Below are 24,430 nucleotides of genomic sequence, written 5' to 3'. Positions count from 1 at the left end.
GGATAATTACACTTGTAATCTTTTCCGGCAAGTGCGGTGAGTTCCGGCGGGGGACGGGGTCTATCCCCGCAAAGACCCCGACAGCTAGGAGACGAACATGCCGGCGATCACTCCGTCACTGTGGTTCGACAACAACCTTCAGGAGGCCGCCGAGTTCTACACGTCGGTGTTCCCCAACTCCAGGGTCGAGCAGCTCAACCGGTGCACCGACGCCGGCCCCTACGAGCCGGGCGCGGTGCTCAGCGGCACCTTCGTCCTGGACGGCGCCCGGTTCATCGGCATCAACGGCGGCCCGGCGTTCACCTTCAGCGAGGCGGTGTCCTTCACCGTGCACTGCAAAGACCAGGACGAGGTCGACTACTACTGGGACCGGCTCGGCGACGGCGGTGAGGAATCGCAGTGTGGTTGGCTTAAAGACCGGTTCGGGCTGAGCTGGCAGATCGTCCCGGACCGGCTGTATGAGTTGGTGGCCGATCCTGATCCTGCCCGCGCCACCGCCGCGACCAAGGCCATGCTCGGGATGCGCAAGATCGTCGTCGCCGATCTGGAGCACGCCGTCGCCGACGTGTGAGCTCATTGCGTGATTTGGTCGATCCATTCGATCGTGGCCTCGACGATCGGAGGTACCTCGGCCGGATCGTCGCAGCCGATGACCATCAGCGTCGACTCGGCGACCGTCGCGATGAGAACGCGGACCATCAGTTGGTTGCGCGGTGAGGTGTCCAGTTCCAGCATTTCCACCCAGTTGTGCAGTACCGAGGCCAGTCGCTTGCGGCGGGTCACTTCGAAGCCGGGCGGGGTATCCCCGGACGACAGGACCCGGGCCGCATGACGGTTCTCCCACATGCCGGTGAGGTAGGCCCGTACGTGCAGCTGAAAGACGCGCCGAGGGTCGGCGGCGACGGTGCCCGGTCCACCTACCGCCGCCCGGATGCGTTGTTCCACGGTGTCGGCGATCTGGTCGAAGATCGCCGTGAACAACTCGCTCTTGCCGCCGAAGTGGTGGTAGATGCTGCCGATGCTGGCCCCCGAGTTGGTGACCACTTCGGCGATCGTCGCCGCGGTATAGCCCTTGGTGGCGAATACCTGGGTGGCGGCGTCGACGATCCGGCGCTGGGTCGCATCGGTCTTGGCCCAGCGGCGGGCCCTTGTGGAAGTCATGTTTGTCATCAGCCGATCTCCGGAAGGATTCGCAGGGTGGGGAGTTCGAGTAGGGACTCCGACGTCGTCATGGGTCGAGCGGACAGCTGGGTCAGTGGCAGCCTGCCTAGCAGGCGTTCCGGACGGATGCTGTCCAGGGCGCGGACCGCGGCACCGGCGGAGGCGCCCTGACGGCTGGCGGCTGCCGCGGGGAACAGGCCCTTCAGCGTCGACATCATCGGCATCCCCAGGCCCGCCAGGGCGGTGGTGGTGAAGAACGGGGCGCCGAAGACGCTTACCAAGGTTCGCAGATCGCTGACCCATGCTGGAAGCCCCGACCATCCGATGCCGCCCAGCAGGTTGGGGATGGTGCTCATCAATCGGGACAGCGCGTTGACCCTCTCCGAGCCCACCGAGCCCACCGAGCCCACCGAGCCCACCGAGCCCACCGAGCCCACCGAGCCCACCGAGCCCACCGAGCCCACGCCGGCCTGCGCGACCGCCTGCGTGGCCGGCCCGGCCGGGTTCACCGACTGTGGTGGCGCGGTGAAGGGGGTAAGTGTGCTGGCGGCGGTCGAGGCGGCGGCGTAGGTGTACGTCGTGGTCGCGTCCTGCGCCCACATCTCGCCGTAGTGGGCTTCGGTCGCGGCAATCGCCGGCGTGTTCTTGCCGATGAAGTTGGTGGCGGTCAGAGTCGCGAGCTCAGCGCGGTTGGCGGCGACCAGCGCCGGTGGAACCGTCATCGCATAGGCCCTTTGGTAGGCCGTTTGGTAGGCCGTTTGGTAGGCCGCGACGGCCGCCCGGGCCTGCTCGGAAGCCTGTGCTGCCTGTTCGGCGGTGGCGTTGAGCCACCCGCGCCACGGCACGGCGGCGGCGGCCATGGTCGTCGCGGCCAGGCTCAGCCACGGCCCGCCGATCAGGTCGGTGATCACCGCGTCGAACGAAGCGGCCGTCGAATCGAGATCGGCGGTGAGCTGCTTCCGGGCCGTTGCGGCGGCCAACATGGAGCCGGCACCCGGCTCGGTGTACATGCGAATGGAGTTGATCTCCGGTGGTAAGGCGGCGAACATTATCGTTGCTGCTCCTCCCTCTGCGCCCTGCATCAAGACTCCCGTGCACAGGCGCTGCGGTCTGTCGACCGAGCGGCTACAACGGGGGAGGAAATCCGTGTCCCCCGATCGACGGGCTTCTTGTCCCCCGTGCGGCCCGTTACGTTGGACGGAGCGGGCTGTCCACGGCGAACAGGAGTCGAGTTGTCTGAACCACGGTGGATCGACGTCAAGGGCTCCAACGGAGACCTGAAGGCCCTTACGTGGGGGCCCGCCGATGGCCCGATCGCGTTGTGCCTGCACGGTTTTCCCGACACCGCCTATGGCTGGCGCAAGTTCGCGCCGATGCTGGCGAGGTCCGGCTGGCGGGTGGTGGCGCCGTTCATGCGCGGGTACGCGCCGTCGGCCATCCCGGTGGACGGGAGCTACCATGTCGGCGCCCTGATGCACGACGCATTGCGGGTGCGCACGGCGGCGGGCGGCTCTGCACGCGACGTGGTGATCGGTCACGACTGGGGGGCGATCGCCGCCACCGGCCTGGCCGCGATGCCGGACAGCCCTTTCGTCAAGGCGGTGATCATGTCGGTGCCGCCGTCGGGCGCCTTCCGGCCGCTGGGCCGGCTTCCCGATCGCGGCAGGCTCGCCGCCGAGCTCTCGCGTCAGCTGCTGCGTAGCTGGTACATCAGCTACTTCCAGCTGCCGTTCCTGCCGGAACGGTCCGCATCATGGGTAGTGCCGCTGCTGTGGCGGCGGTGGTCGCCGGGCTATCGCGCCGAGGAGGACCTGCGCCACGTCGACGCCGCGATCGGGACGCCGGAAAGCTGGCGCGCGGCGCTGGGCTATTACCGCGCCACGATCCGAAATACCCGCCCGCCCGCGCAGTACGCAGAATTGCACCGGTATTGGACCGAGCCACCGAGGCTGCCGACCCTGTACCTGCATGGTCGCGACGACGGTTGCATGACATCGGCTTTCGCGCACTGGGTGAAACCCATCCTGCCGCTTGGCAGCGATGTGTCCATCGTGTCGAACGCCGGCCACTTCCTGCAGCTTGAGCAGCCCGACCGGGTTGCCGAGTTGGTCCTGTCATTCATCGGCTCCGCCGATCCCAAGTAGTGGCCGCTGGGCAGCGGATGGCCGCCGTCGACGCGCAGTTTTACTGGATGTCGGCCAAGATTCCCAACGACGAGTTCCTGCTGTACGCGTTCGGCGGCGAACCTGACGATCTCGACGGTGCGATGGCGCAGGTGGTGCGCCGTGCCCGCGCATGCGCGGACCTGGGCCTGGTGGTGGACGACGGCAGCCCGCTGACCTATCCGCGGTGGGTGCACGCCCCGGTCGAAGCCGGGCGGGTCGCGCGGCGCGATGTGGCCGGTGACGGCTGGGCGGGCTGCCTGGACGCCGTGGCCGAGCTGACCGGTAGCCAGCTGGATATTCGCGAAAAAGCCTGGCAAGTCCATATTTTCGCGCCCGTGCGCGGTATTCCCGGCGTCCGGGACGCGGGTGTCGTCGCCGTGTTGCAGATCGCGCATGCGCTCGCCGACGGGGCTCGGGCGTCGGCCATGGCGGCCTGGTTGTTCGGCCGGCAGCAGCCTGTGCCGGTCGTGCGGACCCGGGCGGGATTTCTTCCCTGGCGGGGTGTGGTCGCGGCCCGTGCCCACCGCCGGTTCGTCCGCGACACCGACGACGGGGTGCTGGCGCCCACGCTGGGGTCGCGGCCGCTGCTGGCCACCAACTCCCGGCCCACCGGAGCGCGGCTGATGCGCACACTGGTCCGACGACGCGGGGAACTGGCCGGGCCGACGGTCACGGTGGCGGTATTGTCCGCGATATCCACCGCGCTCTCGGATCTACTCGGCCCCGCTGCCGCCTCGTCGGCGGCGGAGGTGCCGATGGCCAAGCCGGGTAAGCCGTTGGGCTTCAACCATTTCGGAAACGTCGTCGTGGGGCTGTACCCGGAACTCGGCCCCGACGATCGGGTGTCACGGATCGTCACCGACCTGTCCAACGGCCGGCGCCGCTTCGAGCATCCGGCCACCCGTGCCTCCGATGAGGCTTTCGCCGCCGTGCCCGCCATGCTGTTGCGTTGGGGCGTCAGCCAATTCGATGCCGATGTGCGGGCGGAGCAGGTATCCGGCAATACGGTGGTGTCCAGCGTGCACCGTGGTGTCGCCGATCTGCACTTCGGTGGCGTCCCGGTGGTGCTGACGGCGGGCTATCCGGGTCTTTCCCCGATGATGGGTCTGACGCACGGGGTACACGGCATCGGCGACACCGTCGCGATCAGCGTCCACGCGGCGCCGTCGGCGGTACCGGACGTGGACGGCTATCTGCGGTTACTAGACGCGGCCCTCTGAGCTACTGTGCGTCACCGGATCTGGCTGCCTGCTCCCGGGTCAGACCGGCGGCCAGGATCAGCTCTTCGTGGAGCTCGAACCACACGGTGTGGTAGGAGTCGATGAGTGGTCTTGTCAGCCAGACGATGTCGCCGGCCTTCACCTTATCCAGCGCCGCGGCCAGTTTCGCCGGGTAGCCGCGCAGGCGAGGCAGCTGCGCGGTGACCGCCGCGACGACCGGCGCCAACCGCCCGTGTACGTCATCGAGCCGGGCCAGCACGGCGGCGTCGTATTCGGGGTCCCGGTGGTCATTGGGTTGGCCGTCCCTGAGTTGCCAGTCCGTGACCAGTGCCTTGAAATCGGCGTTGACGGAGCGGAACTCGCGGTACGCGGCGTCGATCGCTGCGGAATCGACACCCCGGCGTTCGGCGGCGAGCAATTCGGCGAGGCGGGCACGCCCGTCGGGGGTGATCCGCAGGATGGGACCCTCGATCAGCAAACCCTCTTCGGAAAGCCGGTGCAGCGCGTCATCGATCAGCGGACCGTCGGCGCCCAACGTGCTGGCCAGGTCGGCGGGGCTGACCCGGCCCTTCAACCGAACAGCTTGCAGCACTTGTAGATTGATCATGAGCCGACCTGCATCCGGATCGCGTTCAACATGGTGATCAGTGGTTTCACCGACACCACGTCGGTTTGTCCGGCCGCCAGGGCTGCCCGTACCGCCGCGTCGGAAACGTCGTCGAGCCGTGGATGTTCGCCACTGGTGTGTGCCCGCAGCGGGCTCACCCGCAGCGCGATCTCGGCCAGCTCCCGCAACTCGGGCGTGTCGTCTTCCGACCATGCCGTCAGACTCAGAATCCCTTGGCGCACTTCGCCTGCGTACCCGTCGACCGTGATCTGGCGACCGGCTAGCGATGCGGCGACCCCGAGGCCACAGCCCACTACCGCTACCCGCCCGAGTTCCCGGCTGACGACGGCCGCGTGGCTGGCGGGCCCGCCCACTTCGGTGACAATGCCCTGTGCGGCCAACATGCCCAGCACGTCTTCGGGCCGGGTGTGGTCGCGGACCAGGATCACCGGCTCACCCCGGTCGGCGGCATCGAGCGCTTCGTCGACGTCGGTATAGGCGGTGCCCGTCACCACACCCGGACAGGCCGGCAGTCCTTTAGCCAGAAGTGCTGCGCTGAAACGGGTTTCGGGCTGCAGCGACGGCTTCAGCACGGCTTCGACGTCGGCCGGGGTGACCCGGCGCAGTGTTTCGACGTCGTCGATCAGCCCCTCGTGGCGTAATTGCAGTGCCAGGCGCGCCGCGGCCTGTGCGGACCGTTCGGCGGCGCGGGTCTGCAGCAGCCAGAGTCTGCCGTCTTCGACGGTGAATTCGATCTCCTGTACGTCGGAATTGAGCCGTTCGAGGCTGCGGGCGGCGTCCATCAGCTCGTCGAAAACGGCGGGTTGCTCGTCGCGCAGTGCGGTGATCGGTTCGACGTCGACCAGGCCCGACACCACGTCGTCGCCTTGGCCGCCGGGCAACCACTCACCGAAGGGTTCGTTGGCTCCGGTGATCGGGTTGCGCGACGTCAGCACGCCGGCGCCGGACTTCGCCGCCTGGTTGCCGAACACCATCGCCTGCACCACCACCGCGGTGCCCTGACGTTCGTCACGGTTGTAGTGATCGCGGTAGGCGAGCGCGCGCGGGGAGTTCCAGGAGGCGAACACCGCCTCGATACCTGCCCGCAGCTGCGTGTACGGGTCGTCGGACGGGTCCGGATCGCCCGCCACGATGCGTCGGTACATGCTGGTGAACCGGCGGCGCGTGTCGCGGGCGAACTCTACCGAGCCCTGCTCTGCCAGGGCCCGCTCGACGTCGTCGTTGATTCCCAGGTCCAGGATCGTGTCCATCATGCCGGGCATCGATTGGGTGGCCCCGGAGCGCACGCTGACCAGCAGCGGACGCGGTCCTCGTCCGAAGGTGCGGGAAGTCTGCTCTTCCAGCCAGCTCATCCGATCGAGCACGTCGGACCAGATCGCGTCGATGGTAGGCCCGGGTTCGGTGAGATAACGCAGACCGACCTCGGTGGTGATGCAGAACGCGGGGGGGACCGGCAGGTTGTTCCGGCGCATGGTGTCGATACCGTGGCCTTTGTTGCCGAGGATCTCGCGCGGGTGAAGCGATCGGCCGTCCAGCACCACCACGGCGTCTTCCAACGCGCCCGTGGGGGAGTGCCGGCCGTCTGCGACACCAGCCAAGATGCACCCCCTCGTCGTTGCCGGAACGCCCGCAATGGTCCCATATCGATCGGTGGGCTCGGCTGTTCGCCGGTGTTGGGAACCCGTTAGCTTGGAAGGTATGACTCCCTATGACGTCGCGTTGCTGATTCTGCGCCTGGTGCTGGGTCTGACCCTGGCAGCGCACGGCTTGAACAAGTTCTTCGGCGGCGGACGGATCCCGGGTACCGCGCGCTGGTTCGAGAGCATCGGAATGAAGCCGGGCAAGTTCCACGCCACCGTCGCCGCGACCACGGAGACGGCGGCGGGCCTGGGGCTGGCGGCCGGTCTGCTGACGCCGATCCCGGCGGCGGGTTTCGTCTCGCTGATGGTGGTCGCGGCCTGGACCGTGCACCGGGCCAACGGCTTCTTCATCGTCAAGGAGGGCTGGGAGTACAACCTGGTGTTGGCGGTCACCGCCGTGGTGGTCGCAACCCTGGGCGCCGGCAAGCTCAGCCTGGATCACCTGGTCTTCGGCAAGAACTGGTTGGACGGCTGGCAGGGTCTGGCCATCTCGGTCGGGCTGGGCCTGGCCGGGGCCATCGGACAGTTGCTGATCTTCTACCGGCCGCCGGCCAAGCAAGCCGGGTAGCCGGCGAGTCAGGCCGCCCCGGTGTTGGCGTCCTGACCGGGCAACAGGCCGCCATTGCTGCGGCACCGGCCTCGCCGGCGTGGTGGCGCTGGTCTGGGCCTCTGGGTCCGAGCGCGCGCGTGTTGCCAGTGCCATGCCGCGGTGGCTGGCATTGCGGGGGCGCTCGCGGGGCGGGGCCCGCCCACGCGTGACGCAGGGCCGCCCAGCGCGGTCCCGCCTACCGAGATTGATTAGGTTTGCGCCGCAACCGCTTCGGCCGCGGCGCGCTCGCCGGAGCGGATCGCGCCGTCGATCCACCCGCACATGACGGCTGAGCTCTCGGTACCGGCCCAGTGCACCCGCCCGCACGGAGCGCGCAGGGCGCGGCCGTATTCGGTGAGGACGCCGGTGGTTGTGTGGCTGATCATTCCGCCGCCGGAATAACGTTCGAGCGACCAGTTCTGCTCGTGGTATTCCACCGGTGCACCTGCTCTTTGGCCGAATCTGTCGACGAGTTCGCCGATGATGAGTGCTTTGCGGTCGGGCTCGCTGAGATCGGTCAGCCGTCGGGCTGCGGGTCCCTCGGTGATCGCGCACAGGATCCCCGGACTTCCGGTGTCGGTGCACGCATCGATGGTCAGGGTGGCCGGCGTTCCCGGCGCCGCGGACTGGCCGGACAATCCGTCGGCGCGCCAGAACGGTTCGTCGTAGATGACGGAGGTCTTGATGACGGCGCCGCTGGGCATGCGCTGATGGAGGAAGGTCCGGTCCACCGGCAGGGCGGGTTCGTAGAAGATCGAACTGGCGATGGCCATCGGGATCGCCACGATGGCCCGGTGCGCGCGTACGGCGAACCCGTCCGATTGAACGGTAACCCCGTCGACGTCCTGGATGACAGTCCGAACCGGCCGCGACAAGTGCAGCGCGTCACCCAGTTGAGCCACCATCGGGCGATAGATGGCGCCCATCCCGCCGACCGGCCTCGCGTCCTGCGCGCCGCCCTTGCCCGAGATGACGAACATGGGGCCACCACCCGAGGACATCTGCAACAACATCCATAACAACGACACCTCGGATGCCGTTGCGGTGTAGGTGCCGCCCAGCAGCATGTCCAGCATCTCGCGGGCCGGCTCGGACAACACGTTGCGCTCCAGCCAGTCGCCGACGCTCATCCGGTCCCATTCGGCAGCCTCCGCGGCCTCCCAGGGCGCCTCGCGTGGAATCGTCCTGCACATCTGCTCGACGCTCATCAGGCCCACGCCGAGGTTGGCGACCGCCCACGGACTCATCGACCAGGGCAGCTTGCCGCCGTAGCGGCGCTTCTTGCCGTCGATGATCATCATGGCGTCGCCGTCGTTGTGCTGCTTGTATTCCGGCACCCCGAATTCCTGCATCAGCGCATAGATCCGGTCCTGGCCCGGCCCGATCCACGCACCGCCGCGGTCGATCCACACCCCGTCGTCGCGGGTCACGGTGAACGTGCGCCCGCCCACGCGATCGCGGGCCTCCAGCAACGCCACCGAGTGGCCGGCCTGCTTCAGGCGCAGCGCCGCGGTCAGTCCTGCGAAGCCCGCTCCGACGACGCAATAGTCGACATCCGTCATGCCCCACTCCTCAGTGACCCCAAGACGCCCCAGCAGCAAGCTACACCGATCACGGCCCCGCCGACATGGTTTCAGCGAGGGTGACGCGTGGGTCAGCCGGTTGTGCTGGTGCGGAATGCCTTTGAGGTCAGCGGGTCGGGGCGAGCGTGCGTTGTGGCGGCCCGACGTACTGACTCAGTGGCCGGATCAACGCGTTCGACGCGGTCTGCTCCATGATATGCGCGGTCCAGCCGGTGATCCGGCTCATCACGAAAATTGGTGTGAAGCAACCGATGTCGAAACCCATCAGGTAGTAGGCGGGACCGGTCGGAAAGTCGAGATTGGCCTTGAGTCCGGTGGCGGTCGTCATCTCGCGCTGCAGGATGTCGTAGATGCGCAGCCAGCGTTCGCCGTTGCGGATCGCTGCAACGCGATCCAGAGCCGCCTTCATGGTCGGTACCCGCGAGTCCCCGTTCTTGTACACCCGGTGGCCGAAGCCCATCACCTTTTGCTTGCGTGCCAGCTTTTCCCGCAGCCACTGCGATGCCCTTTCGCCCGTACCGATTTCGAGCATGTCGCGCATCACTGCTTCGTTGGCACCACCGTGTAGTGGACCCTTGAGCGCGCCGATCGCGGCTGTGACGGCGCTGTAAATATCGGACTGTGTGGAGGTGACCACCCGTGCGGCGAAAGTCGATGCATTGAAGCTGTGTTCGGCGTACAAGATCATGGACTGCTCGAAGGCCTCGACAATCGCGTCCGCACCGACAGCGCCGAAGCACATGTGGAGGAAGTTCTGCGCATACGTCATGTGGCTGTGCGGGGCGATTGGCCGCAGTCCGCGCCGACGGCGCATGTCGGCAGCGACGATTGTCGGCAGGGCGGCAAACATGCGCAGCGATTTCGCGTAGTTCGCCTCGACACTGCTGTCGTCTTCGTCGACGTCCTCGGCGCCAAGGACGCTGATGACGGTGCGCACCACGTCCATCGGATGGCAGGTGTCGGGTTGCTTCTCGATCAGGGACAGCATGGAGCGGTTCAGTCGGCGGTTCGCGCGTTCCCGTTGCGTGAACAGCGTCAGTTGCTGTTCGTCGGGCATCTCGCCATGCCAGAGCAGATACGCGACCTGTTCGAAGCTGCAGTGCGCGGCAAGGTCCTGGACGGGGTAGCCGCGGTAGGTCAAAGTATTGGTTTCCGGGACGACCTTGGAGATCGAGGTGGTGTCGACGACGACGCCGGACAGGCCTTTGAAGATGCGCGACTCTGCACTGGCGACCATGAGGTGACTCCCTTCCGAGTACTGAATACCGTTGCGATGCTGGTTCATCCGAAGATTCCCGGCGGAATCCTCGGTGCCTGGTCCAGCACGGACCTATCGACGCGCAGGTTGAGCGCGCCGAGCGCACCGGCCGCCATTTCCGGGAGAGCGGTTACCGCCGACAGAAACCGCTGCCGTTCAGCGTCGTCGATCACACCTTCGGTGAGCCCGGTGAACTTCGCGACGTATTGTTCACGCCCGAAGGGCCTGGCTCCCAACGGATGTGCATCGGCGACGGCGATCTCGTCGACGATCACCGCACCGCTCATCAGCGTGACCTCGGCACGTGCGCCGAACGCCTTCTCGGCGGGGTCGCGGGAGTGGTAACGCCGGGTCCATTCAGGATCCTCGCGGGTGGAGACCTTGTGCCACAGGGCGACAGTGTCCGGACGGTGTGACCGCTCGGTCGCGTACGACCGGTCGTGGTGCCACGTTCCGTCCTGCAATGCGACCGCGAAGATGTACATCACCGAGTGGTCCAGGGTTTCGCGCGAGGCATCGGGGTCGAACTTCTGCGGGTCATTGGATCCGGTGCCGATCACATAGTGCGTGTGGTGACTGGTGTGCAGCACGATCGTCGCGATCTGCTCCAGGTCGCCGATCCGCGTGCGCATCCGGCGGGCCAGATCGATCAGAGCCTGGCTCTGGTATTCCGCGGAATGTTCTTTGGTATAGCTGTCCAGGATCGCGCGCTTGGGCTCGCCCGCTTCGGGAAGCGGCACCTGGTAGGTGTGCTCGGGCCCGGCGAGAAGCCAGGCGATCACGCCGTCCTCGCCTTCATAGATGGGAGCGGGTGCGCCTTCTCCGCGCATGGCGCGGTCGACGGCCTCGATCGCGACCTTGCCCGCCCACGCGGGAGCGAATGCCTTCCAGCTAGAGATGTGTCCTTTGCGCGATTGCCGGGTGGCGGTCGTGAGGTGCAACGCCTGACCGATCGCCGAATAGATGATGTCCGGGTCGAGACGCAGCATCGTCCCCAAGCCGGCGGCCACCGCCGGGCCCAGGTGCGCGACGTGGTCAATCTTGTTCTGGTGCAGACAGATTCCGTTCACCAAGGCAATCTGAATCTCGTACGCGGTCGCCAACCCGCGGACCAGATCTGCCCCGCTGAGCCCGAGATGCTGGGCCACGGCGGTTAGCGGAGGGATGTTGTCGGCGGGGTGGGAGTAGTCCGCGGCCAGAAACGTGTCGTGGAAATCGAGTTCACGGACCGCCACGCCGTTGGCCCACGCGGCCCACTCCGGTGCGTAGTCGCCGTCGATGCCGAAAACCTTCGCCCCCCGGCTTGGACTGGGCCGACTGACAGCCTGGGCACGGGCGGTGGCGACGGGACGCCGGATGACCGAGGCCGCCGACACCGCAACATTGTCGATCATGCGGTTGATCACCATGGCTTGTGTTTCGGCAGGAACCGCCACGGGGTCTATCGCGACTTCGGCGATTTTCCAGGCGAGCTGTTCGCGACGCGGAAAGTCGTCGGCGCTGCGGTGGGTGCGGACTGCGTGCAGGTGCATGTATCGCACAGTACGCAGAGCCGGGATGTCGGTAAATGGCCTAAATATGCGTGATTTTGTGTCCGTAGTCGACACTGATTGCGAATATTGTGAATCCGAGATGGCGTACCGTGTGCGCATGGCCAAGACTTTCGCCGGCGCACGGTTGCGGCGGTTACGCGAGGACCGGGGCCTGACCCAGGTCGCGCTGGCTCGTGCCCTCGGCCTGTCCGCCAGCTACGTCAACCAGCTGGAGAATGACCAGCGGCCCATCACCGTGCCGGTCCTGCTGACCCTGACCGAACGTTTCGACCTGCCGGCGCATTACCTGGCCCCGGAGTCGGACGCCCGATTGATTTCCGACCTGCGCGAGGTCCTGGCCGAGGCGCCGGCCTCCGCTGCCCAGATCGAGGAACTCGTCGCGCGGATGCCGGCGGTCGGCCAGACGCTGGTCAACCTGCACCGGCGGTTGCACGACGCCATCGCCGACGTCGAGGCGCTGCACAGCCGGGCCAACGTCGACACTTCGGCGACGGCCCAACAGCCGATGCCCTTCGAGGAAGTGCGCGACTTCTTCTACGACCGCAAAAACCACATTGCGGAGTTGGACGTCGCGGCCGAAGAGCTGTTCGACCGCAGCCGGCTACGGATTGGTGGACTCGACGCACAACTGGCCGCGTTGCTCGAAAACGAGCTCCGGGTGACCGTCGTCATTGATGACGGGCAGACGCTGAATCCCAACGCCAAGAGGATGTTTCAGCCCGAATCGAGGACGCTCTACATTGCGCGCTGGTTGCAGCCCGGGCAGCGTGCCTTCCAGCTGGCCACCCAGATCGCGCTGCTGACCCAGGCCGAATTGATCAGCGGTCTCCTGGCGGCCGACGACCAGCTCAGCGACGACGCGCGGGGTGTGGCCCGCATCGGGTTGGCCAACTACTTCGCCGGCGCGCTGTTGTTGCCGTACCAGAGATTTCTGCAGGCCGCCGATAGCGTGCGCTATGACGTCGATCGGCTGTCACGACGATTCGAGGTGGGTTTCGAAACCATCTGCCACCGCCTGTCCACCCTGCAACGCCCCAGCGCGCGCGGTATCCCGTTCATCTTCGTCCGCACCGACAGTGCGGGAAACATCTCTAAACGCCAGTCCGCCACGGCGTTTCATTTCTCCCGCGTCGGCGGCAACTGCCCGCTCTGGGTGGTGCATCACGCGTTCTCACGACCCGGTCAGTTCCTGACGCAGGTGGCCCAGATGCCCGACGGGCGGACCTACTTTTGGATCGCCCGGACGACCACGACGGGTCCCGGTCGCTACCTCGGGCCCGACAAGAGCTTCGCGATCGGCCTCGGGTGCGACGTGGCTCATGCCGAGAAGCTGGTCTATTCGGTCGGCGTGGACCTGACCGACGCCGAGGCGACGGTGCCGATCGGTGCGGGCTGCAAGATCTGCGACCGCCTCGCGTGCCCGCAACGGGCCTTCCCCTACCTCGGCCGTCCGGTGCGGGTGGATCCGCACGCGAGTTCGGACCTACCGTATCCGGCGGCGACTGCCCTCGAAGCCTAGCCCGGCCCGCCGTACTGCCAGACCAGGCTGTGACTGCCCGTCATGGTCGGGTTGCACCACATCGTCTTGCCCTCGGCGTCCTGGGTGGTGGCGTGCAACACCGTGCAGGAATCACCCGGGGACGGCGCCTGTGCTCGCGCCGGACCGCTGCCGGCGACGAATGCGATTGTCGCGGCGGTTACCCCGACCGCCCATCTCAGGTACCGAGGTCCGCGCATGCTCCCCACTCCCTTCGCCCCGTAGCTCACGGTATCGCCCGTGGCGGCGGCTGACCAAGGATTCGGTGCGGTGTGCTGGGCAACTGGCTAGAACACGTTCTAATCTGTGAAACCATGGGATTTCTCAAGCCCCAATTGCCCGAAGTCGACATCGCCGAGTGGAGCAAGGGCACCCGCAGCGAGAAGATCCGCCCGATGGCCCGGCACTGGGCCGAGGTGGGCTTCGGCACGCCGGTGGTGATGCACCTGTTCTACGTGGTCAAGATCCTGCTGTACATCTTGGTGGCGTGGCTGATTGTGCTGGGCACCAAAGGTATTGACGGATTCACCAACGTCCGTGCCTGGTACGCCGAGCCGATCGTCTTCGAGAAGGTCGTGCTGTACACGATGCTCTTCGAGGTGGTGGGGCTGGGCTGCGGCTTCGGCCCGCTCAACAACCGCTTTTTTCCGCCGATGGGCTCGATCCTGTACTGGATGCGCTTCGGCACCATCCGGCTGCCACCCTGGCCGGACCGGGTGCCGTTGACCTTCGGCACCAAACGCAAGCCGGTGGACGTCGCCCTCTATGCCCTGCTGCTGGTGTTGCTGGTGACGGCGTTGTTCACCGACGGCACCGGCCCGATCCCGGCCGTGGGAAGCAAGGTCGGGCTGCTGCCGATGTGGCAGATCGTGGCGATCCTGCTGGTGTTGGCTGCGGCGGGGCTGCGCGACAAGGTGATTTTCCTGGCTGCCCGCGGTGAGGTCTACGGCTCGCTCACCGTGACGTTCCTGTTCGGCGGCTGGAACGCCATCGACATGATCGTCGCGGCCAAGCTGGTGTTCCTGGTGATCTGGATGGGCGCGGCGACGTCCAAACTCAACAAGCACTTCCCGTTCGTGATCTCCACGATGATGTCCAACAACCCGCTGTTCCGGCCGCGGTTCATCAAGCGGATGTTCTTCGAGAAGTTCCCCGACGATCTGCGGCCCGGACTCTTGTCACGGCTGTTCGCTCACGTCAGCACGTTCATCGAGATGTTCGTGCCGTTGGCGCTGTTCTTCTCCCATGGCGGGTGGCCCACCACCGTAGCAGCGATTGTGATGGTGTGTTTCCACCTGGGCATCCTGACCGCAATCCCGATGGGGGTGCCGCTGGAGTGGAACGTGTTCATGATCTTCGGCGTGTTCTCGCTGTTCGTCGGGCATGCCCAGCTGGGCATCAGCGACGTCAAACACCTTGCCCCGGTGGCGATGCTGTTCACCCTGCTGGTGGGCATCGTGATCTTGGGCAATATGTTCCCGCGCAAGATCTCGTTCCTGCCGGGCATGCGCTACTACGCCGGCAACTGGGACACGACGCTGTGGTGCGTCAAGCCGTCCGCGAGCGAGAAGATCGCGCGGGGCATCGTCGCGATCGCCAGCATGCCGCAGGCGCAGCTGGAGCGGTTCTACGGCAAGGATCGTGCGCAGATCCCGATGTACCTCGGGTATGCGTTCCGCGCCATGAACACTCACGGCCGGGCACTGTTCACCCTGGCGCACCGCGCGATGGCCGGACAGAACGAGGACGACTACGTCATCACCGACGGAGAGCGCATCTGCAGCACCGCGATCGGCTGGAACTTCGGTGACGGCCACATGCACAATGAGCAACTGATTGCGGCGATGCAACGGCGCTGCCGATTCGAGCCCGGCGAGGTGCGCGTGGTCCTGCTGGACGCGCAGCCGATCCACCGGCAGATCCAGCGTTATCGGTTAGTCGATGCCGCCACAGGCGAATTCGAGCACGGCTATGTCCGGGTGGCCGACATGGTGACCCGCCAGCCCTGGGCCGACGACGTCCCGGTCGTGGTGGAGGACTGACGCCGGCGAGCTGGCGGCACCTCCCGCTTGCGGGGGAACGCAAAAGCACCTCATTTCGGCACGAAATGGGTGCCTTTGCGGTTGTTCCCGCTACTCGGCCCGCACCTGTTGCGCGGCGGTGACCATGTTGCGCAGTGACGCCGTCACCTCGCCCACGTTGCGGGTCTTCAACCCACAGTCCGGATTCACCCAAAGCCGTTCAGCGGGGACGGCTTTGAGTGCAGCCCTGAAAGACGCGGCCATCTCCTCGGTGCTGGGCACCCGCGGCGAGTGGATGTCGTAGACGCCCGGTCCCACACTGTTGGCGAAGCCGATCGCGTTCAGGTCGTCCAGCACCTCCATGTGCGAGCGCGCCGCCTCGATGGAGGTGACGTCGGCGTCCAGGTCTGCGATCGCGGAAATCACCTCGCCGAACTCCGAATAGCACAGGTGGGTGTGGATCTGGGTCGAGTCCGCGACGCCGGAGGTGGCCAGCCGGAAAGAGCTCACGGCCCAGGACAGATACTCGTCTTGGTCGGCCCGGCGCAGCGGCAGCAGCTCCCGCAGGGCCGGCTCGTCGACCTGGATCACCGCGATACCCGCGGACTGCAGATCCACCGTCTCGTCCCGGATCGCCAGCGCCACCTGGTTGGCGGTGTCGGCCAGGGGCTGGTCGTCTCGGACGAACGACCACGCCAGAATGGTGACCGGTCCGGTCAGCATGCCCTTCACCGGCTTGTCGGTCAGCGACTGCGCATAGGTGATCCAGTCGACCGTCATCGGATGGGTGCGGGCCACGTCACCGAACAGGATCGGCGGACGCACGCAGCGGCTCCCGTAAGACTGCACCCAGCCGTTGTGGGTGGCGAAAAAGCCGTCCAGCTGCTCGGCGAAGTATTGCACCATGTCGTTGCGCTCGGGCTCACCGTGCACCAGCACGTCAATGCCCAGTTCCTCCTGCAGCGCGATGACGTCGGCAATCTCCTGCTTCATCCGCCGCTCGTACTCGGTCTGGTCGATCTCACCGGAACGCAGCGCGGCTCGGGCGATTCGGATCGCCGAGGTCTGCGGGTAGGACCCGATCGTCGTGGTCGGCAGCACCGGCAGTCGCAGGCGGGCCCCCTGGGCGGCCCGACGCTCGGCGGGATCACCACGGTGAACGCCGGACGCGACGATCGAGTCGATGCGGGTCCGCACCTGGTCGTTGTGCAACCGAGGGTCGCTCATGCGGGAGGCCGCCGTGGCATTGGAGGCCGCGATCTCGTCGGCGATGGCGTCGCGTCCCTCGCGTAGCGCCCGGGCCAGCACGACCACCTCGCGGACCTTCTCCTCGCCGAAGGCCAACCAACTGCGCAGGTTGTCGTCGAGATCGGTCTCGAGGTCCAACGCATACGGCACGTGCAGGGTGGAGCACGAAGTCGAAACAGCCACTGCGCCCACGGATTTCAGCAGCGGCGTCAGCTTGCCCAGCGCGGCCTCCAGATCGGTGCGCCAGACGTTGCGGCCGTCGACGATGCCGGCCACCAGCGTCTTGCCCGCCAACTCCGGAACCGCCGCCACCGCGGTATCGGGTCCGTACACCAGGTCGACGCCGATCGCCTCGACCGGCGTGCGGGCCAGCCCCGCCAACGCGGCGCCCGGGTCACCGAAGTAGGTGGCGACGTGGATGGCCGGGCGATTGGCCACCGTACCGAGGGAGTTGTAGACGGCTTCGGCCAGCGCGGGAGCGTCGGGGGAGATGTCGGTGACCAGCCCGGGCTCGTCGAACTGCACCCACTGCGCCCCGCCGTCGGCGAGCAGGGACAACAGCTTGGAATAGATCGGCATCAGCTCCTGCAGCCGCTCGATCGGTGGGCTCGCCCCGTCCACCGCCTTGCTGAGCAGCAGGAAGGTGATTGGCCCGATGATCACCGGACGTGCCGGAATATCTTGGGAATGAGACTCTTTCAACTCGGACAGCACCTTGTCCGCGTTCAGCGAAAACCGGGTCGACGGCCCAATCTCGGGAACCAGGTAGTGATAGTTGGTGTCGAACCACTTCGTCATCTCCAGCGGGGCGACCTCGTCGTTGCCGCGCGCGGCGACGAAGTAGCGGTCCAACTCGTCGGAGATCCCGCTGACCCGGGCCGGCAGCGCGCCCAGTAGCACCGAGGTGTCCAGCATCTGGTCGTAGTAGGAGAACGTGTTGATCGGCACCGAGTCCAGCCCGGCGGCCGCCAGCTCCGACCAGGTGTCGCGGCGCAGGGTGGCCGCGACGGACTCCAGGTCGGAGCGACTGGTGCGGCCGGCCCAGTACCCTTCGGTAGCCCGCTTGAGTTCGCGGCGCGGGCCGATCCGGGGGGAACCGGTGATGGTGGCGGTGAACTTCCGAAAATTTGTTGTGCTCACAAGCGGTCCTTCATTCGACGGTATGGTCACCGCCCGCGGACGCGCAGCCGATCAGCCGGGCGGTGCGCTGGAACCCGCGTACCACCTCGGCTGGCTGGCCAAACGCCCTTTCCACGAGGCGATGTGCCGCCGGGCGCGGCGCGCCCGGCACAGCTGGCAGGTCTTCGGACTCGCGGGCGCGCACCGAGAAGATGCACCTACTGGCCGTCGCTTCCCAGTCCCAGATCGCTCCAAGGACCAGTGCTGTGTGACGGCGGTCGTTCCTGCATACCGCTGCGGGACAGTCCCGGATTCTCACCGGGTTCCCTCTCGCGAGGCGGGTGTGCCTCGCTCGATGCCGGCGCCGCGGGGGCGTCGGCAGACCAGTTGCGAGGCTAACGCTACTCTGCCCGGCGCGACGGTCAGCGCACGGGAGCTAGTGCGTCAGCGATCGGGACCTCCCCGTTGTTGAAGTCGATGGTGCGGCGGATCGTCGCATCGTCGGCCAGCGCGGCCGCGACGACGGCCGCGACATCCTCCCGCGACACCTCGCCCTTGGCTTTGCCCACCGCGATGTGTCCGGTGCCTGGTTCCAGGGTCAGCCGGCCCGGCCCGAGCACGGTCCAGTCGAGATCGCTGGCGCGTAGGTGGGCGTCGGCGGCGGCCTTGGCTTCGGCGTACGCGAAGAACGAATTCTCCGGCGGGACGCCATGTCCGGGCCCCGCACCGAAATACGACACCATCACGAAACGCCGGACGCCGGCCCGGCCGGCGGCGTCGATCACGCGGATGGCCGCATCGCGGTCCACGGCGTACGTGCGTGCCGGGGTGCCGCCACCGGCCCCGGCGGTGAAGACGACCGCGTCATGTCCGGCCAGTAGCTTGGCCAGCGCGTCGGTGTCGAGTTGCTCGATGTCGGCGGTGATCGCCTCGGCGCCGGTGGCCGCCACGTCGTCGCCGTGGTCCGGGTTACGGAATACCGAGCTGACGCGGTCACCGCGCCCGGTGAGAATCCGGGCCAAGTGCAGAGCGACCTTGCCGTGGCCGCCGATAACAACGATGTGCGCCATGCTTCGACGCTACCCGCGCTACTGCCCGGCGCGAACCGCGACACCGCGCAGGACGGTGTCGCGAGCGAGGATGAGCGACGAACGGGCGCCCACCGCGCGCAAGATGTTCTCCGGTATCCACTGCATGCCGATGATGCTGCGGGCCAGCATGGTGATGCTGGGCGCGTCGATCCGGATTTCTGCGGAGCGAATGCCTTCGGACAGAAGCGATTTCATCTGTCGCAGGCGAGTGGTGTACGACCAGCCGGGGTTGGCGGTGTTCGGGGGTGACTGACGCATCCAGGCGAGCTGGATCCGGAACTCGTCGGAGAACTGGCCCAGCGCATTGACGTTGACCCAACTCAGCGCGTCCAGCTTCTCGACCGGCGTCGCCTGGGCGCGCAACACATCCACCCAGCCCGCTTCCACCTTCTGGCCGAAGGAACGCATGATCGAGGCCAGGAGTTCGTCTTTGGACCCGATGACGCGATATACGGTCCCCGTGCCCAGACCCGCCGCCGCCGCGATGTCTCTGATCGTGGTGACTTCATATCCCTTGCGGCCGAACTCCGTTCGCGCCACCGCGCGCAACTGGGCCGCCTTGTCGCTGGGGCCGGCCTCGCTGTCGTCGGCCCAGGATGCGATGACAGCGCCGGCCGCGGCGAAGGCCTGCGACCCGTCCAGAGCTTCGTCGGCAGGCGGCCGAGAGGCCAACCCCTGCAGAATAATCCGGCACATCAGGGCGGCCACCTGGTCGGCGGAGGAGTTGTGCCGAATGACGTCGAGCCCGACTTGCAGCATGGTCTGGCAGATCCGGTCGGCCAGCGTCGGGAGATCGATATCGGCCTTGATGTAGCCGCTCCATCTGGCGGCGCGCAAGGTCTGCAGCATCGCCTCCTGGATGGCGGCCGGCCGCTGCTGCGTCAGCTTCATCAGTTCGGGATCGGTGCTCGGACCCTCGTAGAACGACATTTGCAGGGCGGCCCGATGGCGAACGGCGCAGTTGGCGATCGCCGAGCCCAACTCGATGATCTTCTCGGCGGCCGGCCGCGAGTCCGGTTCGTCCAATCTGGCCTGGGCGCTCTGCCCGATGCGGGTCAGATCGGTTTGGTAGCGGCGAATGAGTTCGACGAGGATCGCTTCCTTGGACTCGAAATGGTGGTAAAGGCTGCCCGGCAGGATGCCTGCCGCATCGGCGATCTCCTGCAGTGAGGTCCGCAGGCCCGACGAGGCGATCAGCGACGCCGCGGTCTCGAGGATTTCGGTCCGGCGAGTGCCGGATTCGAGGGAGCTCCCGGTCATGGTCGGCTGAAAGCGCAGGAGCGCTGTGCCGGCAAGGTGCGCAAGTCGTCCTCCTGCTGAACCAAATCTTTGGTAGAGGCTATCAGACTCGCCGGGCCAAACGTGCTGCTGAGAGACCGTTGCCGGGGCGGGCGAACCCATCATCCTAGGGCGCAGTCGGCGCGCCCGTCAGCCTCCGACACCGCGACGGGCGAGCTGCAAAGAGCCGACCGAGTCCGCGACCGGCGCCGGTGGCGACCGCGACCTGGCCGGCGAAATCCACAGCGTCAGTTATCGTGGCTCTTCTTTACCAGGAGTGCACCGACTTCGGTGAGATAACGGTCCGATCCGCCGTGGAACGCGCTCCAGCCCAACAGGCGCTTGAGATAAAGGTGAGCGTCGTGCTCCCAGGTGTAGCCGATACCGCCGAAAATCTGTATTGCCGTGTCGCCGACGGTGGCCAGCCGCCCGGCGTAGGCCTTGGCCCGCACGGCGGCGAGATGTCTTTCCGCGGTAAAGTTCTCGGCCGCCCACAGGGCGTGGATCACCCCGCTGCGGGCCAGCTCCACTGTCTCGAACATGTCGACGCACAGGTGCTGTATCGCCTGGAAGGACCCGATGGGCGCGCCGAACTGATTGCGTGTCTTGGCATATTCGATGGCCATGCCCATGACGGCAGTGGCGGCTCCCAAGGCATCGGCGGCCATGGCGATCAGCACGTCGTCGATGACCGCTTGGACATCCTCGGGTTGCAGTGTGCCCAGCCGCTGCGCGCTCGCATTGTCGAACTCAACACGAAAATGCTTGCGGCTCTGATCGATTGCGGGTTCGGCCGTCAGCGAAACGCCGGCCGCCGCGGACTCGACCGCGAACAGCCCGGCGCCATCCCAGACCAGCAGCACGTCGGCCGCCGCCGCGTCCGGCGCGGCCAGTGGTGGCGAGCAGACGCAAATGTCCCCGTTGCGGGCAGAAACGAGAGGCTCTTGCATCTGCTCGCCCAAACCTGGCACCGCGACGACGGTGGTGCCGGCCGCGATCCCGGCCAGCAGGTCAGCGGCCTGCTGGCCGGATGCCCGGCCCAGCACACGCGTGGCCGCAACCGCCGTCGACAACCAGGGCCCCGGGTGCAGAGCGGCGCCGAGTTCCTCGGCGACGATGCCCGCCTCGACCATCGTCATGCCCGCGCCGCCGAATTCGGCCGGCACCAGCACACCGATCGCGCCCAGCTCGGCCAGGCCCCGCCACACGGTCGGCGTCGTCCCGGTCGGATCGTCGAGCATCGGCCGCACGTGCCCCGAAATCGAGGCCCGCTCAGCAAGAAAGTGCCGTAGCGTGGCGGCCAGCGCGTCCTGTTCGTCGGTCGGTTCGAGGTTCATGTGCGTGGCAAACCCAATACCCGCTGCGCGGTGATGTTCTTGGTGATTTGGGTGGTGCCGCCCGCGATGGTCAGCGATCGCGAGGTCAACCGGTAGTCGCTCCATCGGCCGTGCCCACCGCGAGTGCCCAGCACGTCGAACGCCAGCGCGGCCAGGTCCTGCCCGATCTCGCCCCACACCGTCTTGGCCAGGCTGGCCGACCCGAACGCCGTCTTCTCCGAACCACCGTGCAGAGCGGCCGAGATGGAGCGCTGACAGAGCACTTCCAGATACTTGATGTGGAGGGCGATTTCGCCCAGACGCCGCAGCACCACCGGCTCCGTCAGCGCCGCGCCGCCGTCGACTTCGGCGAGGTCGGCCACCAGTTCGTCCAGGCGCAATTCCAGTTCCGCATACAGGCGGGCCGCACCGGCGCGTTCATGGCTCAGCGTCGTGGTGGCGACCTGCCAGCCGCCGTTGAGCGGCCCGAGCAGCGCATCGGCCGGCACCCGCACGTCGTGGAAGAACACCTCGGCGAAATCGGTGTCGCCGTTGAGGGTTACCAGTGGACGCGCCTGGATGCCGGGCAGGGTCATGTCCACGATCAGACAGGAGATGCCCTTGTGCTTGGGCGCTTGCGGGTCGGTGCGGACATACAGCTGACACCACTTCGCCTTGTGGCCCAGCGACGTCCAGATCTTCTGTCCGCTGACGACGAAATCATCGCCGTCGCGGACCGCTCGGGTGCGCAGCGCTGCCAGATCGGATCCGGCCTCCGGTTCGGACATACCCTGACACCAGATGTCGTCGGCGCGCATCATCCGGCGCAGCAGCGTCGTCTTCTGCGATTCGGTGCCGTACTGCATGATCGCCGGGGCGATATTGTTCATGCCGATCACGTTCAGCGGCAACGGCGCCCGGGCCCGCGTGGTCTCTTCGGTGTAGACGAGTTGCTCCAGGACGGTCGCACCGCGGCCGCCGTACTCGACCGGCCAGGACACCGCTGCCCAGCACGCGTCCGCCATGGTCGCGTTCCACGCCCGCAGCTTGTCGAATACGGCGTCGTCACGACCGGAGGGCCGACGGGCAGCGATCAATTCCTCGGTCAGATTGGCCGCCAGCCAGGCGCGCAATTCGGCGCGGAACCGCTCCACCTCGGCCGGGTATGAGAAGTCCACGTCTGCTTACGAACCCCGTGTTGGTCTGAGCCTGATTGACTGCGCCTGAACCGGACTCTACGTTGGAACAGATATTTGGTCAATCCAGAGTCGGCCGGAGGTGTGCGCGTGGACGGCACCCAGGCAGACCGGTCCCGCACACTAGACATGGTGGCTTCGGCGGTGGCGGGCATAGCCGTTGCGGTGGCTGAGCTGCCACCCGGCGTACCTGCCTGGACGGACGGCCAGACCATCTATGTCGACGGCTCTGCGGGGGCGCGGTTGCGGCTCGAAGCGGTCGCCGTGCAGGCCGCATTGATCGCCGCCGGCAGCCTGGACGCCGACGTCATGCGCCCCCTGGTCCGGCATCCTCGACTGACCAGGCGCTACCTGGCGATCGAGGGTCACCGCGCGTTGGTCGCCAGTGCCGGTCTGCTGCCACGCATCCTGGCAGAGCTGGGCGATCGCGAGATCGCACGGCGCAGTGACTCACCACATCAGTCGCTGCGCATCGCTGCGGGGCGGGCGGTGATCGACGAGCCGGCGCCGGCGCTCGGCGTCATCCGCCCGTCGAAGCTGCTGGCGGCGCGCACCCGGGCGCCCGAACGGTCGGATCCATCGGCGTGCCAACACGTTCCGCGCAGCGATGCCTCCCGTCAACTGGAAGAGCTCGACGACGGTGAAACCGACGACTCCGACGACCCGGACCTGTTCACCAGCCCGGTCGGCGGCGGTGGCTTCATCGGCAAATGGCTGAAGAAGATGCTCTCCTCGACGCGCAAGACACACGGTGGCGGACCGCCCGGCTCGGACACACCCACGCACCGGACCAATTCGGGCAGACGGCGACCCCACGCCGTCTCATCGCTGGCCGCCACCTCGAACGAGGACGTCGACGACCATGCCGCACAACCCGCCGACGGCCTGCGGTACCCGGAATGGGACGCCACACGCAAGCGCTACCGCCGCGCGTGGTGCACGGTGCGCGAGGTCGAACCGAAGATCGACGCGGCGGCCCGGGCGATCCCGGATATCGAAGCGGCGATCGGCGTGCGGCGCCCACTGGCGCGGCTGGGCATGGGATTGCACCGCCGCCACCGTCAGTCGCAGGGCGACGACATCGATATCGACGCCGCCGTCGAGGCGCGGGTCGAGGTGCTGGCCGGGGCGGTGCCCGCCGAGGCGGTGTACCTCGACAGCCTGCGGCGGCGCCGCGACCTGTCGGTGTTGCTGCTGCTGGATGTGTCGGGTTCGGCGGCCGAGCCGGGGACGCTCGGGCGCACCGTGCATGAACAACAGCGGGTGGGTGTCGCCAATCTGACTGTGGCGCTTCATGATCTGGGCGACCGCGTGGCTCTCTACGCCTACTACTCCAACGGCAGGAGTGCGGTGAGCATGATCCCGGTGAAGCGCTTCGACGATCATCTCGACGCCCGGGTGATGCAGCGGCTGAACAGCCTGGAATCCGGCGCATATTCGCGCCTGGGCGCTGCCGTCCGGCACGGTGCCGCGGTTCTGGAGTCCCGCGGTGGTACCTCGCGCCGGTTGCTGGTGGTGCTGTCGGACGGCCTCGCCTACGACCATGGCTATGAACGGCCCTACGGGGCCGCGGACGCGCGGCGCGCCCTGACCGAAGCCCGCCGCCGGGGCACCGGCTGTGTCTGCTTGACGATCGGAGCCGGGACGGACGTGCCGGCCCTGCGTCGCGTGTTCGGCAGCACCGCCCATGCCACCATCGGGCACCCCGACCAACTTGCCGGTGTCATCGGTCCGCTGTTCCGGTCCGCCCTGCGTTCGGCGGAGGTGCGCCGCAGGCCCACGGTCGCAATGCCGGCTTGAAAACAAACATCTGTTCCGGTTAGCTTC

20 protein-coding genes and 1 riboswitch are annotated in these 24,430 nt (G+C 67.1%); of the genes, 7 read left to right on the top strand and 13 right to left on the bottom strand.

Annotated elements, in window-relative coordinates; genetic code table 11:
- Positions 1–97 precede the first annotated feature (97 nt).
- Entirely contained in the window at positions 98–571 is a 474-nt protein-coding gene (locus tag JX552_RS24005) for a VOC family protein (RefSeq protein ID WP_205874327.1), read from the top strand.
- Positions 572–573: 2 nt separating this feature from the next.
- On the opposite strand, the gene JX552_RS24000 is transcribed toward JX552_RS24005, so the two are convergent.
- On the bottom strand, positions 574–1,161 hold the full coding sequence (locus JX552_RS24000) for a TetR/AcrR family transcriptional regulator (protein WP_205874326.1): 588 nt from the start codon (positions 1,159–1,161) through the stop codon (positions 574–576).
- Positions 1,162–1,169: 8 nt separating this feature from the next.
- Positions 1,170–2,210: a PPE family protein gene (locus JX552_RS23995; protein WP_205874325.1), complete on the bottom strand. Its 1,041-nt coding sequence runs from the start codon at positions 2,208–2,210 to the stop codon at positions 1,170–1,172.
- A gap of 183 nt (positions 2,211–2,393) precedes the next feature.
- Between JX552_RS23995 and JX552_RS23990 the strand changes: the two genes are divergently transcribed.
- Entirely contained in the window at positions 2,394–3,305 is a 912-nt protein-coding gene (locus tag JX552_RS23990) for an alpha/beta fold hydrolase (protein ID WP_205874324.1), read from the top strand.
- Between the two features lie 17 nt (positions 3,306–3,322).
- Complete coding sequence (locus tag JX552_RS23985; protein WP_205878652.1) at positions 3,323–4,546, top strand: WS/DGAT domain-containing protein; 1,224 nt, start codon at positions 3,323–3,325, stop codon at positions 4,544–4,546.
- Between the two features lies 1 nt (position 4,547).
- On the opposite strand, the gene JX552_RS23980 is transcribed toward JX552_RS23985, so the two are convergent.
- Positions 4,548–5,153: a helix-turn-helix domain-containing protein gene (locus JX552_RS23980; RefSeq protein ID WP_205874323.1), complete on the bottom strand. Its 606-nt coding sequence runs from the start codon at positions 5,151–5,153 to the stop codon at positions 4,548–4,550.
- Positions 5,150–6,772 (bottom strand): pyruvate, phosphate dikinase, encoded by a 1,623-nt coding sequence (locus tag JX552_RS23975; protein WP_205874322.1) that lies wholly within the window; start codon positions 6,770–6,772, stop codon positions 5,150–5,152. The genes JX552_RS23980 and JX552_RS23975 overlap by 4 nt, the downstream gene beginning before the upstream one ends.
- Positions 6,773–6,872: 100 nt before the next feature.
- Here JX552_RS23975 and JX552_RS23970 point away from each other — a divergent pair, with 100 nt between their 5' ends.
- A complete protein-coding gene (locus tag JX552_RS23970) occupies positions 6,873–7,382 on the top strand; it encodes a DoxX family protein (protein ID WP_205874321.1) in 510 nt (169 codons plus the stop codon).
- A 230-nt stretch (positions 7,383–7,612) separates the two neighbouring features.
- Here JX552_RS23970 and JX552_RS23965 read toward each other — a convergent pair whose 3' ends face one another.
- The 3 genes from JX552_RS23965 to JX552_RS23955 all read right to left on the bottom strand — a co-directional run bounded on the left by JX552_RS23965 (position 7,613) and on the right by JX552_RS23955 (position 11,776).
- Positions 7,613–8,965, bottom strand: a complete 1,353-nt coding sequence (locus JX552_RS23965) for a flavin monoamine oxidase family protein (RefSeq protein ID WP_205874320.1) — start codon at positions 8,963–8,965, stop codon at positions 7,613–7,615.
- A 127-nt stretch (positions 8,966–9,092) separates the two neighbouring features.
- Entirely contained in the window at positions 9,093–10,223 is a 1,131-nt protein-coding gene (locus JX552_RS23960) for a bifunctional 2-methylcitrate synthase/citrate synthase (protein WP_241010696.1), read from the bottom strand.
- 44 nt (positions 10,224–10,267) lie between these two features.
- On the bottom strand, positions 10,268–11,776 hold the full coding sequence (locus JX552_RS23955; protein ID WP_205874318.1) for an MmgE/PrpD family protein: 1,509 nt from the start codon (positions 11,774–11,776) through the stop codon (positions 10,268–10,270).
- 118 nt (positions 11,777–11,894) lie between these two features.
- Here JX552_RS23955 and JX552_RS23950 point away from each other — a divergent pair, with 118 nt between their 5' ends.
- Positions 11,895–13,316: a short-chain fatty acyl-CoA regulator family protein gene (locus tag JX552_RS23950; RefSeq protein ID WP_205874317.1), complete on the top strand. Its 1,422-nt coding sequence runs from the start codon at positions 11,895–11,897 to the stop codon at positions 13,314–13,316.
- Here JX552_RS23950 and JX552_RS23945 read toward each other — a convergent pair.
- A complete protein-coding gene (locus JX552_RS23945) occupies positions 13,313–13,534 on the bottom strand; it encodes a hypothetical protein (protein WP_205874316.1) in 222 nt (73 codons plus the stop codon). The genes JX552_RS23950 and JX552_RS23945 overlap by 4 nt on opposite strands.
- A 114-nt stretch (positions 13,535–13,648) precedes the next feature.
- Between JX552_RS23945 and JX552_RS23940 the strand changes: the two genes are divergently transcribed.
- Entirely contained in the window at positions 13,649–15,376 is a 1,728-nt protein-coding gene (locus JX552_RS23940) for a DUF3556 domain-containing protein (RefSeq protein ID WP_205874315.1), read from the top strand.
- A gap of 90 nt (positions 15,377–15,466) precedes the next feature.
- Here JX552_RS23940 and metE read toward each other — a convergent pair whose 3' ends face one another.
- The 5 genes from metE to JX552_RS23915 all read right to left on the bottom strand — a co-directional run bounded on the left by metE (position 15,467) and on the right by JX552_RS23915 (position 22,585).
- The gene (gene metE / locus JX552_RS23935) at positions 15,467–17,743 is read right to left on the bottom strand and encodes a 5-methyltetrahydropteroyltriglutamate--homocysteine S-methyltransferase (protein ID WP_205874314.1); all 2,277 of its coding nucleotides are present in this window, start codon (positions 17,741–17,743) and stop codon (positions 15,467–15,469) included.
- A 138-nt stretch (positions 17,744–17,881) separates the two neighbouring features.
- Positions 17,882–18,125, bottom strand: a riboswitch (cobalamin riboswitch).
- Between the two features lie 19 nt (positions 18,126–18,144).
- Complete coding sequence (locus JX552_RS23930; RefSeq protein ID WP_205874313.1) at positions 18,145–18,792, bottom strand: SDR family oxidoreductase; 648 nt, start codon at positions 18,790–18,792, stop codon at positions 18,145–18,147.
- Positions 18,793–18,810: 18 nt separating this feature from the next.
- Positions 18,811–20,073, bottom strand: a complete 1,263-nt coding sequence (locus tag JX552_RS23925; RefSeq protein ID WP_205874312.1) for a TetR/AcrR family transcriptional regulator — start codon at positions 20,071–20,073, stop codon at positions 18,811–18,813.
- A gap of 266 nt (positions 20,074–20,339) precedes the next feature.
- The gene (locus tag JX552_RS23920) at positions 20,340–21,428 is read right to left on the bottom strand and encodes an acyl-CoA dehydrogenase family protein (protein WP_205874311.1); all 1,089 of its coding nucleotides are present in this window, start codon (positions 21,426–21,428) and stop codon (positions 20,340–20,342) included.
- On the bottom strand, positions 21,425–22,585 hold the full coding sequence (locus JX552_RS23915; RefSeq protein WP_205874310.1) for an acyl-CoA dehydrogenase family protein: 1,161 nt from the start codon (positions 22,583–22,585) through the stop codon (positions 21,425–21,427). The genes JX552_RS23920 and JX552_RS23915 overlap by 4 nt, the downstream gene beginning before the upstream one ends.
- A 147-nt stretch (positions 22,586–22,732) precedes the next feature.
- Between JX552_RS23915 and JX552_RS23910 the strand changes: the two genes are divergently transcribed.
- Positions 22,733–24,403 carry a nitric oxide reductase activation protein NorD gene (locus tag JX552_RS23910; RefSeq protein ID WP_205878651.1) on the top strand — a complete coding sequence of 557 codons (1,671 nt, stop codon included), beginning with the start codon at positions 22,733–22,735 and terminating at the stop codon, positions 24,401–24,403.
- Positions 24,404–24,430 lie beyond the last annotated feature (27 nt).

This window comes from Mycobacterium gordonae (assembly GCF_017086405.1).
Classification (GTDB): Bacteria; Actinomycetota; Actinomycetes; order Mycobacteriales; family Mycobacteriaceae; genus Mycobacterium; species Mycobacterium gordonae_D.
This window is presented reverse-complemented; position numbering and strand designations above follow the sequence as displayed.